A 14,072-nucleotide genomic window follows, 5' to 3' on the forward strand; every position below is an offset into this window, starting at 1 on the left:
GGGCTAGGCGGGGACTGCCGCCGGCTCCTCGTGTGCGTCGCCGGTGATCGTCTTCCGGCTGATGCGCTTCCGGAAGACCCAGAAGGTCCAGGCTTGGTAGCCGAGCACAAACGGCACGATGATGAGCGCCGCCCAGCTCATGATGCCGAGCGTGTACTCACTCGACGAGCCGTTCGCGATCGTCAGCGGGTTGGATGGGTCGAGGGTGTTCGGCAGCAGGTTGGGGAACAGCGACGCGAACAGGGTCAGCACGGCAGTGGCCACCGTGAGCGCCCCGAGGGTGAACGCGACGCCGTCGCGACGGAGCAGCGTGCTGACGTAGGAGCCGACGAACGCGACAACTGCGACGAGGGCCAGCACCATTCCCGCGGGTGAGAAGTGCGCGGCAACGGTCCACCCGAGGAACGCGATCGCGAGCACAGCCACGAGAACGCCGACCTTGAGCGCGAGCGCCCTGGCGCGGTCGCGGATGTCACCTTCGGTCTTCCGAGTGATGAACACCAGCCCATGGTAGAAGAACAGCGTGAGCGTCGTGAGCCCACCCAGCAGGGCGTACGGGTTGAGCAGGTCGAAGAAGGAGCCGACGTAGTTGAAGTTCTCGTCGAGCGCCATGCCCTGCGTGATGTTGGCGAACGCGACGCCCCACAGCAGCGCGGGCACTGCCGAGCCCACGAAGATCATCCAGTCGAACCATCTGGTCCACTCGACCCCCTTGCCCTGGTGGCGGTACTCGAACGAGACCCCGCGCACGATCAGCGCCAGCAGGATGAGCAGAAGCGGCAGATAGAAGCCTGAGAAGATCGTCGCGTACCACTCGGGAAAGGACGCGAAGAGGGCGGCACCCGCCACGATGACCCACGTCTCATTGAGGTCCCAGATCGGCCCGATGGTGTTGATGAGCACGCGACGGTCGGTGTCGTCCTTGCCGATGAAGGGCAGCGCGATGCCGACGCCGAAGTCGAAGCCGTCGAGCACGAAGTAGCCGACGAAGAAGAAGGCAACGATCCAGAACCAGAGGACTGGCAGATCCATCAGTAGACGCTCGCTTTCACCTTGACATCGGCAACGTCGTCGACGGTGCCATCGGCATTGGAATCGAAACTCGGTGGGTCTTCCTGCGCGGCCTTGAGCAGCAGCTTGACCTCGACGACGGCGAGGATCGCGTAGACCAGGGTGAAGGCGACGAGCGAGATCAGGACGCTGAGTCCGCTCACGTTCGGCGAGACGCCCGCCTCGGTCTTCAGCAGTCCGAAGACGAGCCACGGCTGGCGGCCCATCTCGGTGAAGATCCAGCCGACCGTGATGCCGAGTGTCGGGAACAGGACCGTCAGGATCGCGAGGTTCCACATCCAGGTCTTCGGCGGGTTCTTGGCCTTCTTGCGGGTGACCCAGAGGCCGGCGACCGCGACGGCGATGGACGCCATGCCGAAGCCCATCATCCAGCGGAACGACCAATAGGTCACCCAGATGATCGGCGCGTAGTCGCCTGGGCCGTAGAGCGCCGTGTACTGCGCCTGCAGGTCGTTGATTCCCTCGACGGTGCCGTCGAAGGTGTGTGTCGACAGGAAGGAGAGGAGGTACGGGATGCGGATGGAGAACAGCTCAGACGAACCGTCGGGTGTCCCCCAGGTGAAGACCGAGAACGAGGCGTTCGCGCCGGTCGCGGTGGTGTACAGCGCCTCTGCGGCCGCCATCTTCATGGGCTGCGCCTCGACCATGGCGAGGCCGAGCTGGTCGCCGCTCAGCATGGTGCCGACGCCGCCGACAAGCATGAACCACAGGCCGAACTTGAGGGCAGGCTGCATGACGTCGTGGTTCTGGTCGCGCTTGAGGTGCCAGGCCGCCGTCGCGATGATGATGGCCGCACCGACCATGAGGGACGCGAAGATCGTGTGCGGCAGGGCGGCCATGGCGACCGGGTTGGTGAGCACCGCGCCGAAGTCGACGAGTTCGGCGCGGCCGTTCGCCTCGTTCATCTCGTAGCCGACCGGGTTCTGCATGAACGCGTTCGCAGCGAGGATGAAGTAGGCGGAGGTCCACGTGCCGATCATGGTGAGCCAGATCGTCGCGAGGTGGAGCTTCGGTGGCAGCTTGTCCCAGCCGAAGATCCAGAGGCCGATGAAGGTCGCTTCGAGGAAGAACGCGACGAGTCCCTCGAAGGCGAGCGGCGCCCCGAAGACGTCGCCGACAAACCTCGAGTAGTCAGACCAGTTCATACCGAACTGGAACTCCTGCACGATGCCGGTCACGACGCCCATGGCGAAGTTGATGAGGAACATCTTGCCGAAGAGCTTGGTGAGGCGCAGGTAGGTGACCTTGCCGGTGCGCACCCAAGCGGTCTGCCAGATGGCGATCGCGAGCACGAGACCGAGGGTGACCGGCACGAAGAGGAAGTGGTACACGGTCGTGACACCGAACTGCCACCGCGCGAGAATGAGTGGATCCAGCAGGGCGTCCACAAGGCCTCCTGAGGCGTCTGAGGTCGGGCGCGAGGCCCAGGGATCGCAGCGCGATTCCTGCGGTCCATGGTACGCCGTCGACTACTACATCGTGTCGAATAGGAGACCCTAAGTGAGCGCTGTTTCGACGCGCGACCGGGCATTTCTACATAATGTAGTGGATGTAACGAAACGATAACGGAGCAGAATCCCTGGGGATGCCAAAGTTGGAGCCCTAGAGTCTGCGACATGGATGCGGGAAGCAGAGCATGAACGAGCTGATCGAGACGGGGCTCGACTACGTCGAATCCGTGCCTCCCATTTGGCGGATCATCCTGGTCGGCGTCGCGATCATGCTCGAAACGAGCGTGCTCATCGGACTCATCGTTCCGGGCGAGACCGTCCTCCTGGTCCTCAGCACCGGCATCGACGCGCCACTCCCCTGGGTGCTCACCATCGCCGCATCCATCGTTGGCGCGCTCCTTGGCGAGTCCTTTGGCTTTTGGCTCGGACGCACCTTCGGCCCGAGGATACGCACCTCTCGCGTCGGCCGATGGCTCGGCGATGAGCGATGGCAGCGTGCAGAGCTCCTCATCCAGCGACGCGGCGGCCCGGCGGTCCTTATCTCCCGCTTCCTCCCCGTGCTGCACTCGCTGGTGCCGCTGGCGGCCGGCATGGGCGGCATGCGCTACCGGCGATTCCTCGCCTGGACGATCCCCGCCTGCGTCATCTGGTCGACGGCGTACGTGAGCGCCGCGGCCGGTGCATCCGCGGGTTTCCGCGAGCTGTCCTCGTCGCTGCACTGGGCCGGCTACCTCTTCGTCGGGGTCATCGTCGTCTTTCTCTTCGTGATGTGGCTCGTGAAGCGCTCGATCGGGAAGGTCATGAACCGAGACCTCGACGAGGCGACGGCGCTCGCCGAGGCTGAGCGCGACGCCACCTCTGCACGCGGATGCGACAACTCAGACGCGGAGGCCGCAGGCGTGCGAGGATGAGCGGGTGACGCCGACCTCCGACGCCCAGTCTCCGCTCGAACGCTGGCTCCTCGGGCTGCGGCCCGTTCGGGCTGTCATCGACAACGCCTTTCGCATCGAGGACAGGGTCCGCCTCGTCCGCGTCAAGCTGGTCCGAAAGCGCGGCTACCTCACGGTGCTCGAGCCATACACCGGCTACGGAACAACGTCGTGGGTGCGCGCGCTCGCTCGGGTGCATATGGCTCCCCCCGGCAACCGTCGTCGCTTCAGCCTGTCCAGGTTGCTGCGGCGCAAGCGCCGAGAGTCAGTCGTGCGCGGGTGGCGCAGCTTCGCTCGCGTCTCTGCGGGAAATGTGCCAGCGACGGTCATCATCGACGGCGTCAGACACCCGGTCAAAGCCGATCGCGGGGGCATCGTCGACATCAACCTGCCGGCGAACCTCCCGCCGGGGTGGAACACCATCACCTTCGAGAGCTTCGACCGGCAGACCAGTACGGCCCCGGTGTTCATCGTCGCCGACGACCAGCGGGTCGGCCTGCTCTCCGACATCGACGACACCGTCATGGTGACGGCGCTCCCCCGGCCCATGCTTGCCGCCTGGAACACCTTCGTGCTCGACGTGCACGCCCGTACCCCGACGCCGGGTATGAACGTGCTCTCGGAGCGCATCCTGACCTCCTTCGGACGGAGCGAGACCCCCGTCGTTTACCTGTCGACGGGGCCATGGAACGTCGCCCCGACCCTTGCCCGCTTCCTCGGTCGGAACCTATATCCGGCTGGGCCGCTGCTCCTCACCGACTGGGGCCCGACGCCGGAGCGCATCTTCCGCTCCGGGCTCGAGCACAAGGTGTCGAACCTCGACCGGCTGGCGCGAGAGTTCCCAGACATCAAGTGGATTCTCGTCGGCGACGACGGTCAGCACGACGAACAAATCTATGGCGAGTTCACGAGCCGTCACCCCGACCGGGTGCTCGCGATCGCCATCCGCCAACTGTCAACGAGCGAGGCCGTGCTCGCCGGTGGCCGGGCCGCCAGTGCGCACTGGCGGAAGAACGCACCGGTGCCGTGGGTGTACGCCCCGGACGGCGCAGGCCTCGCGAAGCAGCTCACCGAAGCGGGCATCCTGCCCGATCTCACGCAGGCACCCGAGAAGGCGCCGGACGAGACGCGCTGACGCCGCTGCTAGGCGGGTTCCTCGCGCGGCGACTCGGCTCGGCCGAGCGCTAGCGTGAAGTTCAGCGAGTCCATCTCCGAGTAGGGGCGGTACATGCCGTTGAAGACGCTGGACCCCGCAGGGGTGAGGATCACGCGCACACCGAGCCATTCGGCGACGTCGTCGCGTACCAGGGGCGTTCCGATCTCGCAGCTGGCGAAGTCGATGCGGCTGCCATCCTCGCCCTGGACGAGCAGCCTCGCGTCCCCGCCGTCAAAGACGAGCTGCGGGTTGCGGAACGTGACGTCGAGCATCCCGCCGTGCCCCGTGAGCCGAACCGCCCCGACGAAGCTGGCGCTGCCGACGGGAGCATCGCCGTCGATCCAGGTCGCGTCCCCGACACCGCGGGGGTAGCCGAATTCCTCGTCGTCGACGAACGCGCCGCCTTCCAGGTGCACTTCACCGCCGGAGCGACGGACGTACTCCACGAACGATGACTTGATCGGCCATCGCAGATCGCCGCTCCAGAGCTCCATGCGACAACGCTAGCCCGCCTGCGTTTCGAAGCGCCAGCGGAAATCTCACCAAGTCATTTCGAGAGCAGCAGCGAGACTGCGAAGATCACCGGCACCGACAGGAAGGTGGAGGCAAGGATCGTCTCCCGCGCGACACGGGTGCCCACGCCGTAGTTGCTCGCGTAGGTGAACACGTTCTGCGCAGACGGGAGCGCCGCGGTCACGACCACGATGAGCAGGGATGCGCCGTCGAGCCCGAAGAGCCAGGCCCCGATGGCCCAGGCAAGCGCCGGATGCACGAAGACCTTCAGGATCGTCGCCACGAGCGCCGGAGCCCGACCCGGCTCGCGGAACGGAATGGCGTTGCCCCACAGCGACATGCCGAAGGCGAGGAGCATGGCCGGCACGCTCATACCGCCGAGCAACTCGAGCGGGTCAAGGAGGAACGCAGGGATACTGATCCCCGTTGCGCTCACGGCGATGCCGCCGAGCGCCCCGATGACGATGGGGTTCCGGAACGGCCGCAGGATGATCTGCCACCACCGGAGCCGAGGCGCATCGGCGTCTCTGGACGCGATGTCGAGCAGCGTCATGAACACGGGCCCCATGATGAGCTGCTGCCCGAGCATCACGGGGGCGACGAGCGTCGCGTCGCCGAGCACGTAGACGGCGATCGGGATGCCGAGATTGCCCGCGTTGACGTAGCTCGCTGCCATCGCGCCGGAGGTCGTCGTACCGAGCCCCCACCTGCGGAGCGCGCCGACGCCACTGTAGAGAAGTGCCACCGCCGTCATCGCGATCGCGGTGACGATGAACTGACTGGAGTAGAGCACCTCAAGGTGCGCCTCTGCCATGAGCGTGAACAGCAGCGCCGGCGTCGCAACGTTGAACGCGAGCTTGGAGAGGGCCGTCTGCCCCGTCTGACCGAGCACGCCGCTCCGTGCGAGGAGCACGCCCACCGTGACGATGACGGCGATGACGGCGAATCCCTGGAGAACATTCATGGCTGCCGCGATCGTATCCTGCTCGAGCCCGGCCGACTGCCGAGGTAAAGCGCTCGCTCCCGAAGACGAACGCCACGAAACGCGTTCGCAGAGCCAATCGAAATGCGTTCGACCGCGTAAACCCATCGTGTCGCGACCCAGTGTGCGGGTTAATTCAGACATGAAGTACCTGTGCAGATCGAACCTGGATTCAAATCACCGGAGAATCATCTACCATGTATTCGCTCTGCAATTAACGAAGGGGATCCCCATGGCTCGGAAAGTCATCTATCAGCTCGTCGACGACATCGACTCGAGTTCGCTTGCCGAAGGAGAAGGCGAGACGGTGCAATTCGCCCTCGACGGCACCGACTACGAGATCGATCTCTCTGACGCCAACGCAAAGAAGCTCCGCGACGCACTTGCCGAATACGTCTCGGCCGCTCGCACGGTAGCCAAGTCGCGCAAGACGAAGTCGTCGGGCTCGAGCGCCAGCCGACCGAAGCGCGATCTCGCCGCTATTCGCGCCTGGGCGCGTGCAGAAGGCCACAAGATCTCGGACCGCGGACGCATTCCCGGGTCGATCATCGAAGACTTTGAGGCAGCGAACTCCTAGACAGAAGACCGAAAGGTCTCGCAGGTCTCCCCGGTGGGGCCGACGCAGAGAAGAGGGCCAGACGGCAACAGCCGCCTGGCCCTTTTTCTGGTCTTCGCGCCGACGCGGCCGACTACTTGGCGACGATGGTCGGGGTCTCGAGATGCGCGAGGACACCGTGGCTCACGGAGCCGAGAAGGAGCCTCGCGAACGTCCCCCGGCCACGGCTGCCAACGACAACCAGCGAGGCGGAGTGCGCCGCGTCGAGAATCGCCATGTCGGGAATGCCCTCGACGACGACCGGGGTGATCTCAAGGTCCGGGTACCGCCCCCTGAGCCCTGCGAGGGCCAGCGAGAGCGTCTCCTCTGCGGCCAGGCGCAGCTCGTCGAAGAAGTCGCCGGTGACGATCACACCGCCGCCGTACACGTTGGGTGCGTGCCAGGCGTGCACGGGAACGAGAGGCTCGCCGAGGAGGCTGGCCTCCTCGGCGGCCACCGCCAGCGCGTGCTCGGAAAGATCTGATCCGTCGACACCCACCACGACGCCGCGTCGTGCGGCCAGATCCACGTCTGGCACGACGGCAACCGGTGACTCGCTGGCAGCGGCGACGCGGACGCTGTGGGTGCCGCTCGCGCGTCCTGGGCCGTCTCCGCGGTTGCTTCCGACGACCAGCAGCCCAGACGTCTTCGAGAGATCTGCGAGCGTCTCAATGACAGCCCCGGTGAGTACGACGGTCTCGACGTCGAGCGCCGGGTCGACGCCGAGAGCCGCTTCGGTGGCGTCCTGCAGGATGCGGGTGGCAGCACCCTCGGCGTCGATAAGCAGATCCGGATTGCCGGCCCCGGCGATCCTCGGGTCGATGATGTGCGCGAGTCGCAGACGTTTCCGGCCGCGCGACGCACGGGCTGCCGCCCACCGCGTCGCGGCGATTCCAGGAAGATTTCCAGCGACTCCGACGGTGATGTTCTCGCTCATACCCGAATCGTAGACCTGCGCGGCAGAGGAATTACTGCGTGACCGTGTAGTCCCGCTTGAGATCGGTGAAGCCAGCCAAACGGAAAGGACCGGTCGTCTCGTTCGGCATGGCAAATTCGCCGAGTTCGTTCGGGTCTCGCCGTTCGTGCCAAGTCAGGTATTCCGAGGCGTCCATCGGAACGCGATCAGCGAGCACTGCTCGGTTCTGCTCGGAACGCAAATGCGATCGATAACCGGGTTGCACCGTTCCTGCGAAGAATTCAGCAACACTTCCCGACCCATAGCTGAGGAAGCCGACTGTCGTGCCTTCGAGCTCCTCTTCACTGTCGAGGAGGCTGAGCAGCGCCAGATAGATCGAAGCCGTGTAGGTATTTCCTATGACTCTGTTGTACCGAAGCGTCGGCGCAATCTGCGCGTCGAGAACAGCCTGGTCGAGGTCTCCGCCTGCGGTCTTGATCAGATGACGGTGAGCTTTCGCCGCCATCTTCGTAAACGGCTGGTGATAACAGAAGCGGTCGATTTCAGAGATCGACAGTCCCCCCTGGGCCGCGTAGTCGGCCCATGCATTCTCGACGGCCTGCAGGTAGGCCCTGATCGAGTATTTCCCATCGACGAGGGCCGTGACGCGACCGTTCGGGCGCCAGAAGTCCATGATGTCGCTCGTAAAAACGCCGGAACCGGGCTCGATGACGACCAGATCCGGGTCAGCGGCGACCAGCATGGCGACCGCACCGGCTCCCTGGGTCGGCTCGCCGCTCGAACCGAGCTCGTATCGAGCGACGTCACTGGCGATGACCAGGACTCGCTGTCGAGGATCGCGGGCCACGAGCGCCGTGGCGAACTGGAGGGCGGCGGTCGCCGAGTAGCAAGCCTGCTTGAGTTCGACGACCCGGCACGTCTGAGGAAGGTCGAGCAACTGATGCACGTAGACGCCGGCGGCCTTCGACTGGTCGATACCCGTTTCCGTCGCGAAGAGCACCGTCCTGATGCCGTCCATCCCGTGCCGGTCGATGATCTGCTTGGCAGCCGACGCCCCCATCGTGACGATGTCCTCGTCGGCGGCCGTGATGCTCATCCGCTCCTGGCCGATCCCGATGGTGTACTTCTCGAGTTCGGTGCCGAGCCGCTCCGCGATCACGGAGAGGTCGAGCACGCGCGATCCCGTCGCGAATGCGAGGTCGTGTATGCCGATTGGTGTTGTCATAGTGTTCGCTCGTTTCCGCGCGTCGCTCAGTTCGCGGCGCGTTCCAGCTTGAGGTGCGATGCCATGAGCTCGCCTTGATTCGTCTGAGCGGCCATGAGCGAGAGCTCGCCGCAGAGGACGGTTGCCGCACAGAGTACGGCCAATCGCCGAGCGTTGGCCCCGGGCTCGCGCTCCTCCTTGCACCCGAGTCGCTCGAGGTTGGCCTCGATGAAGTCGAGACCCTTGCCGTTTCCGACGCTGCCGACGATGAGGTTCGGCAGCGTGCAGGAGAAGTAGAGGTCGCCGTCACGTACCTCGGCGTGCGTGATGCCCTGCGAGCCCTCGACGATGTTGGCGGCGTCTTGGCCGGTTGCGAGGAAGAACCCGAGGAGCATGTTCGCGTAGTGCGCGTTACCGGTGCGCAGGCCACCCGCGAGCATCGTTCCGATGAGGTTCTTGCGCACGTTGAGCTGTGTGATCTTCTCGGGTGTCGACCGAAGCCACCGTTCGACGGTGCGGCGCGGGAGCACGAGCTCGGTGACGACGTTCTTGCCGCGTCCGAGGATGCCGTTGACCGCCGTGGCCTTCTTGTCAGAGCAGAAGTTACCCGAGATCGATTCGTAGCGAAGGGCTGGCCAGCGGCGCAGGATGAAGTCCATGAGCCGCTCGGAGGCGAGCGTCACCATGTTGTGGCCGGACGCGTCGCCGGTGGTGAGCTCGAACCGCAGGAAGAGGAGATTGCCGGCGATCTGCGCGTGCAGGTCGATGAGGCGGGCGAACCTGCTGCTCGTCGCGACGACTTCCTGGAGCAGGTGCATGTGGGCTTCGATGTCACGCAGCGCCGTGAGCGCGGCCCCTGCGTCGTCGGCTTCGAAGAGCACGGAACGACTCATGCGCTCGTCCACGAGCGTCGCCTTGATCCCATCGGGCACCAGCATCGACATCTTGGCTCCCCGGCCAACAGATGGCCAGAGCGGCTGTTCGTAGGTCGCGAGCGGCACGAGCTGCTCACCCTCCATGACGTTTCCGGTCACGCGGAGCGGGCCAACCCATTTCAGCGGAACTGGCGCGTGGTCGAGGAGCTCGGTGCTCATCGTTGTCCTTTCGATGGGAGGGAGGCCTGTCTGCGCGAACGCGAGACGGCGGCCGGGTCGATGCCACGGGATGCGCAGAAGTCGAGGAGCGCACCGTGCAGGATGAGCTCCTGCTGGCGCAGGTCGCCTGGGGTGTGGGCTCCGAGCATGGTCTGCAGCGCGGCGAGCTGCTCTTGCCACGAGCGGATGTGCTCGATGAGAGCTTCAACGCCATCTTCGACGAGGACTTCGAGAAAGTGACCGGAGACGCCGACGGCCCGGGCACCGAGCGCGAGGGCGCGGAGGACGTCGAGCGGCGTGCGCACGCCTCCGGAGGCGAGCAGCACGGGGAGCTCCGCCGTGCTGGTCTCGGCCTCGATGAGCGCTTCCGGAGTCGACTGCCCCCAGCCGACGAGTGACGCATAGTCACCGAGGCGTCGCCTCGAGTTCTCGATCTTCGCGAAGTCGGTGCCACCGCGTCCGCTGACGTCCGCGTACTGGACGCCGAGCTCCGCGAGGCGTGCCAGCGTGCTCGTGCTGAGCCCAAAGCCGACCTCTTTGACGATGACTGGAACAGGAACACGCCGCACAATGGCCTCGATCGCCGCGGGCCACGCAGCGAAATCGCGGTCGCCTTCCGGCATGACCGTCTCCTGCACGGAGTTGATGTGGATCTGGAGTGCGTCCGCCTCGAGGAGCTCGACGGCACGGCTCGCATCGTCGGGGCTCACCGTTGCGTTCACGTTCGCCATCACGAAGCCGCCTGGGTTCTCGTCGCGAATAACTCGGAAGCTCGGGGCGGTCGAGGCGTCTTTGAGGAAGGCGGAGAGCGACCCAGCGGCCATGGCGATGCCGGTCTCACGAGCTGCGACGGCGAGGTCGCGGTTGATGATTCCGGTGCGCTCGCTGCCGCCGGTCATGCCGTTGAGGTAGAAGGGCACCGACCAGGAGGCACCGGCGACCTCGACTGAGGTTGACACCGACGCGCGGTCGACACCGCCGAGCGCGTGGTGCACGAAACGGACGTCGTCGAAGTCGTTGCGTGTGATGCCCTCCCGCTGCGCGAGGGCCAGGTCGACGTGCTCGTCCTTGCGGTTAGCCATGATCGCGAACTCCAACTCGACGGTGCGGTACTACGTGCAGATCCAGGACTTCGATGCCGGCCGCGCGCCACGCGGCGTCCAGCTCGTGGTTGCGCGCCGGGGCGAGCGCGATGCCGCAGTCGCCACCGCCGGCCCCCGACGTCTTCGCTGGCAGGCCCACCCCGCGCGCCGCAGCGATGAGCGAGCGCAGCGCGGGGGTTCGGATGCCGATGGCGCTCAGCTCATCCAGCGCTTCGAGGTTGGCTTCGGCATCTCGGATAGCGGCGAGGGCGGGTTCCGCGTGATCCGCGCGGATGGCGGCGACGAGCGCCTCCGTGATTCGATCGCTTTCCAGCAGGAACGCCGCGTACTCGTCGGTCGCTCGCCAGTCCCCCGCGTGGAGCGTGCCGACGAGCTCCGCCGTCGACGCCGGCGCGGAGGTCCACCCCACGTGCAGGACGATGGCGCTCGGTTCCGGCAGGGACTCGAGCACGAGGCCGGGCCACGGCGCAGCGAGGGTCGCGGTGATGCCTCGCGCACGGCGCAGCTCACTCACGGCGGCGCGGTCTGGGGATGCGTAGTGGACCCACCCGCCGAGCGTGCTGGTCGCGATGTCGGCGCACGACGCGGCGGGGCGAAGTTCGATCGTGGCCAGGCTCGCGAGGCGGAAGACCGCGTCATCGTCGAGATCGACCCCGAGGTGCTCGGCGACCGCGCGCACAGTGACCACTGCGACGGCGCCGCTGGAGCCGAGCCCGAACTTGCGACCGCTCACGTCGTCGAGCTGGCTCTCGATCTCGAGGTCGAAGTCCTCCACGACAAGGCCGCGCTCGAGCGCGAGGTCGAGGAGCACCTGCAGGCACTCCTGCAGGAGGTCGGCGCCGGGGGCCTGCACGGAGACGCGTCCGTCTTCGATGACGATGGGCACGGGCTGCGGGCCGAAGTGCGGTGAGGTGACGGTGCTGCCCCGGCCGGTGCTGGCCGCTCGCAGTCTCGCCCTGAGGAGTCGGGAGACGCCGACGACCACAGCGTGCCTGCCAGGCTCGACGACGGCGTACTCCCCCGTGACGAAGAGCTTGCCCGGCGCCTCGGCGACGATCACCGTGTGGCTCCGGGACCGGTGTCGCCCACAGTTGGGTTCGAGACCGACACCCCGGGCCCTGCGCCCGCGATCACGAACTCGATGTCGGGCGCTGCGGCTCCGAGCGCCGCCTGGACCGCCGGTGCCTCGGCCGCGCGGCACAGCGTCTTCACGTTCGGCCCCGCATCCATCGTCGCGTAGGCCTCGAGGCCTGACTGCCGAAGGTCCGCGACCGCGTCCAGCAGCGCCATGCTGCCGGCGGTGAGGTAGCGGACCGGTGGCACGGCCCCGAGCATCGCCGCGTGCATGCGCAGCGCGTTCCGCTCGGTGATCTCGCCGACCTCGGTGAAGTCACCTCGCCGCAGTGCGCCGCGCATGAGTGCGAGTTCCGTGGGATTGGTCTCGACCCATGGCGCGTTGTAGGGCGAGGTCTCGACGGTGCGCCGCATGGCGTCTCGGCTGGAGATGGGCTTGGCCCCGGCGTTGACGATACCGAGCACCATTGCGGCTTCGATATGAGCGTCGTCGACGGGTTCCGCATAGGAGGTAACGTCGTCGCTTCCGGCGTTCCAGACGGCGAAGTCGCCGAAGATCGACCGCGAGGCCGACCCGGAGCCACGTCGCGCCAGCCGCGAGAGGTCACGGGCTGAGAGCTCGAGCCCGTAGGAGGATGCTGCGGCGGCGGCCAGGGCGGCGAACCCGGAAGCGGAGGATGCAAGACCCGCGCCGGTCGGCCCGGCGTTGCTCGTCTCGACGCGGGCAGGATGCTGGCTGCCTGCCAGCCCGGCCACATGGTCGAGGAAGCGCGAGACCTTATGGGCAGCCTGCTGGGGCATGGGCTCGCCGTCTTGGAGCACCTGGTGCTGCGCCCCTGGCGCGAGCAGGGTGACGGTCGTCGTCGTCGGGTAGACGTCCAGCGTCAGTGAGAGGCTTGAGGTCTGAGGAATGATGAGCGCTTCGTCGCGCTTGCCCCAGTATTTGATGAGCGCGATGTTTGGGAAGGCGACGGCCGTTGCGCTCACAGCGGCGTGCCAGTGCTGGTGACGCTCCACGTCTGGATGGCGCCCGATGCCTGCAGCGCAGCGGCGACCGCCGAGGCGCGGCCGCGTTCGACGACGGCCACGATGCATCCACCCAGGCCCCCGCCCGTGAGCTTGGCGCCGAAGGCACCGGCGGAAGTGGCCGCCTCGACGAGGCTGTCGAGCGCCGGGTGGCTCACGCCGAGCCGCGAGAGCAGCTCGTGTGCCTCCGACATGCGCGCCCCGAGCGAGCGGGCCTCGTTGGTCTCGAGGTCGGAGATGGCCAGGTCGGAGAGTTCACCGAGGGCATCGATGATTCCAGTCGTCGCCTCGTGGTCGCGTTCGAGCGAGGTTCGCACGTCGTCAACTGCCTGACGTGTCGAGCCGTGCACGCCGGTGTCGGCGATGACGAAGCAGGCGTCGAGCGCCACAGGCACCGGGACTGCGCTTGCGTTCTGGAAGCGAATGGGCGACGGGATGGTCGTGGCGAGGGCGTCGAGCCCGCTCGGCTTGCCGTGGGCTACCTGCTCGGCGGCCTGCACGAGGGCGAAGTGCTCACCGCCCGAGAGCGTGACGTTGTGCAACCGCGAGACGGCGTCGACGATCGCGCCGGCGGCCGCAGCGCTCGACCCCAGGCCTCGGCCGAGTGGGATGTTGCCGCGGACCGCGACGGTCAGCCCCTCGAGCTCGCCCCCGATGGCCCGCAGCGTCTCTTCGATCGCTTTCCTCGGCGCTTCCACGATCTCGGGAGCCGCAGCGAGAGGACCCGTGTAGTGGTCGGACTCGAACCGAGGCTCCACGCCCTCCCGCCAGGCGGTCGCTCGCATGCGCATGGCACGAAGCGGCAACGCGACCGCGGGTTTGCCGTAGACGACCACGTGCTCGCCAAACAGGATGAGCTTGGCGTGCGCGCTCCCGCGCCCGACGGCTCGTCCGATTCGCGGCAACGCGGAAGTGTCGAGAGAAGCAAGCGACGTCACGTCGAAACTCGATGGCACCA

Annotated in this window: 14 protein-coding genes; 3 read left to right on the plus strand and 11 right to left on the minus strand. The window is 66.6% G+C overall.

The annotated features are described in order from the left end of the window. Window positions 1-3 precede the first annotated feature (3 nt). Complete coding sequence (cydB, locus tag ACPYN9_RS07430) at window positions 4-1,032, minus strand: cytochrome d ubiquinol oxidase subunit II (protein WP_424465298.1); 1,029 nt, start codon at window positions 1,030-1,032, stop codon at window positions 4-6. Next, the gene (locus ACPYN9_RS07435; protein WP_424465300.1) at window positions 1,032-2,459 is read right to left on the minus strand and encodes a cytochrome ubiquinol oxidase subunit I; all 1,428 of its coding nucleotides are present in this window, start codon (window positions 2,457-2,459) and stop codon (window positions 1,032-1,034) included. The genes cydB and ACPYN9_RS07435 overlap by 1 nt, the downstream gene beginning before the upstream one ends. A 248-nt stretch (window positions 2,460-2,707) precedes the next feature. Here ACPYN9_RS07435 and ACPYN9_RS07440 point away from each other — a divergent pair, with 248 nt between their 5' ends. Then, window positions 2,708-3,433, plus strand: a complete 726-nt coding sequence (locus ACPYN9_RS07440; RefSeq protein ID WP_424465302.1) for a DedA family protein — start codon at window positions 2,708-2,710, stop codon at window positions 3,431-3,433. A 4-nt stretch (window positions 3,434-3,437) separates the two neighbouring features. After that, on the plus strand, window positions 3,438-4,586 hold the full coding sequence (locus ACPYN9_RS07445) for an App1 family protein (protein ID WP_424465304.1): 1,149 nt from the start codon (window positions 3,438-3,440) through the stop codon (window positions 4,584-4,586). 8 nt (window positions 4,587-4,594) lie between these two features. On the opposite strand, the gene ACPYN9_RS07450 is transcribed toward ACPYN9_RS07445, so the two are convergent. Then, window positions 4,595-5,101, minus strand: a complete 507-nt coding sequence (locus ACPYN9_RS07450) for an HtaA domain-containing protein (RefSeq protein ID WP_424465306.1) — start codon at window positions 5,099-5,101, stop codon at window positions 4,595-4,597. A 53-nt stretch (window positions 5,102-5,154) separates the two neighbouring features. Further along, complete coding sequence (locus tag ACPYN9_RS07455; RefSeq protein WP_424465307.1) at window positions 5,155-6,084, minus strand: AEC family transporter; 930 nt, start codon at window positions 6,082-6,084, stop codon at window positions 5,155-5,157. A gap of 250 nt (window positions 6,085-6,334) precedes the next feature. Between ACPYN9_RS07455 and ACPYN9_RS07460 the strand changes: the two genes are divergently transcribed. Beyond that, on the plus strand, window positions 6,335-6,679 hold the full coding sequence (locus ACPYN9_RS07460) for a histone-like nucleoid-structuring protein Lsr2 (protein ID WP_424465309.1): 345 nt from the start codon (window positions 6,335-6,337) through the stop codon (window positions 6,677-6,679). A 112-nt stretch (window positions 6,680-6,791) separates the two neighbouring features. Here the strand turns inward: ACPYN9_RS07460 and ACPYN9_RS07465 are convergent, their stop codons facing one another. The 7 genes from ACPYN9_RS07465 to mvk are packed head-to-tail and all read right to left on the minus strand — an operon-like array spanning window position 6,792 to window position 14,019. Next, window positions 6,792-7,634, minus strand: a complete 843-nt coding sequence (locus tag ACPYN9_RS07465; RefSeq protein WP_424465311.1) for a universal stress protein — start codon at window positions 7,632-7,634, stop codon at window positions 6,792-6,794. A gap of 31 nt (window positions 7,635-7,665) precedes the next feature. Further along, a complete protein-coding gene (locus tag ACPYN9_RS07470; protein ID WP_424465313.1) occupies window positions 7,666-8,838 on the minus strand; it encodes a hydroxymethylglutaryl-CoA synthase in 1,173 nt (390 codons plus the stop codon). A gap of 26 nt (window positions 8,839-8,864) precedes the next feature. Next, window positions 8,865-9,911 carry a hydroxymethylglutaryl-CoA reductase gene (locus ACPYN9_RS07475; protein WP_424465314.1) on the minus strand — a complete coding sequence of 349 codons (1,047 nt, stop codon included), beginning with the start codon at window positions 9,909-9,911 and terminating at the stop codon, window positions 8,865-8,867. Continuing rightward, complete coding sequence (gene fni / locus ACPYN9_RS07480; RefSeq protein WP_424465316.1) at window positions 9,908-10,993, minus strand: type 2 isopentenyl-diphosphate Delta-isomerase; 1,086 nt, start codon at window positions 10,991-10,993, stop codon at window positions 9,908-9,910. Before fni ends, ACPYN9_RS07475 begins: the two co-directional genes overlap by 4 nt. Next, a complete protein-coding gene (locus ACPYN9_RS07485; RefSeq protein ID WP_424465318.1) occupies window positions 10,986-12,074 on the minus strand; it encodes a phosphomevalonate kinase in 1,089 nt (362 codons plus the stop codon). The genes fni and ACPYN9_RS07485 overlap by 8 nt, the downstream gene beginning before the upstream one ends. Then, entirely contained in the window at window positions 12,071-13,075 is a 1,005-nt protein-coding gene (gene mvaD / locus ACPYN9_RS07490) for a diphosphomevalonate decarboxylase (protein WP_424465319.1), read from the minus strand. The genes ACPYN9_RS07485 and mvaD overlap by 4 nt, the downstream gene beginning before the upstream one ends. Beyond that, complete coding sequence (gene mvk / locus ACPYN9_RS07495) at window positions 13,072-14,019, minus strand: mevalonate kinase (RefSeq protein WP_424465320.1); 948 nt, start codon at window positions 14,017-14,019, stop codon at window positions 13,072-13,074. The genes mvaD and mvk overlap by 4 nt, the downstream gene beginning before the upstream one ends. Between the last annotated feature and the right edge of the window lie 53 nt (window positions 14,020-14,072).

This window comes from Pseudoclavibacter helvolus (genome assembly GCF_049707175.1).
GTDB classification, from domain to species: Bacteria; Actinomycetota; Actinomycetes; order Actinomycetales; family Microbacteriaceae; genus Pseudoclavibacter; species Pseudoclavibacter helvolus_A.

Bases quoted from the DNA above. Each gene is read 5' to 3' on its own strand.
- ACPYN9_RS07440 (WP_424465302.1), top strand. From the start codon at position 2,708: ATGAACGAGCTGATCGAGACGGGGCTCGACTACGTCGAATCCGTGCCT.
- ACPYN9_RS07460 (WP_424465309.1), top strand. From the start codon at position 6,335: ATGGCTCGGAAAGTCATCTATCAGCTCGTCGACGACATCGACTCGAGT.
- ACPYN9_RS07450 (WP_424465306.1), bottom strand. From the start codon at position 5,101: ATGGAGCTCTGGAGCGGCGATCTGCGATGGCCGATCAAGTCATCGTTC.
- ACPYN9_RS07475 (WP_424465314.1), bottom strand. From the start codon at position 9,911: ATGAGCACCGAGCTCCTCGACCACGCGCCAGTTCCGCTGAAATGGGTT.
- ACPYN9_RS07465 (WP_424465311.1), bottom strand. From the start codon at position 7,634: ATGAGCGAGAACATCACCGTCGGAGTCGCTGGAAATCTTCCTGGAATC.
- fni (WP_424465316.1), bottom strand. From the start codon at position 10,993: ATGGCTAACCGCAAGGACGAGCACGTCGACCTGGCCCTCGCGCAGCGG.
- ACPYN9_RS07455 (WP_424465307.1), bottom strand. From the start codon at position 6,084: ATGAATGTTCTCCAGGGATTCGCCGTCATCGCCGTCATCGTCACGGTG.
- cydB (WP_424465298.1), bottom strand. From the start codon at position 1,032: ATGGATCTGCCAGTCCTCTGGTTCTGGATCGTTGCCTTCTTCTTCGTC.
- ACPYN9_RS07470 (WP_424465313.1), bottom strand. From the start codon at position 8,838: ATGACAACACCAATCGGCATACACGACCTCGCATTCGCGACGGGATCG.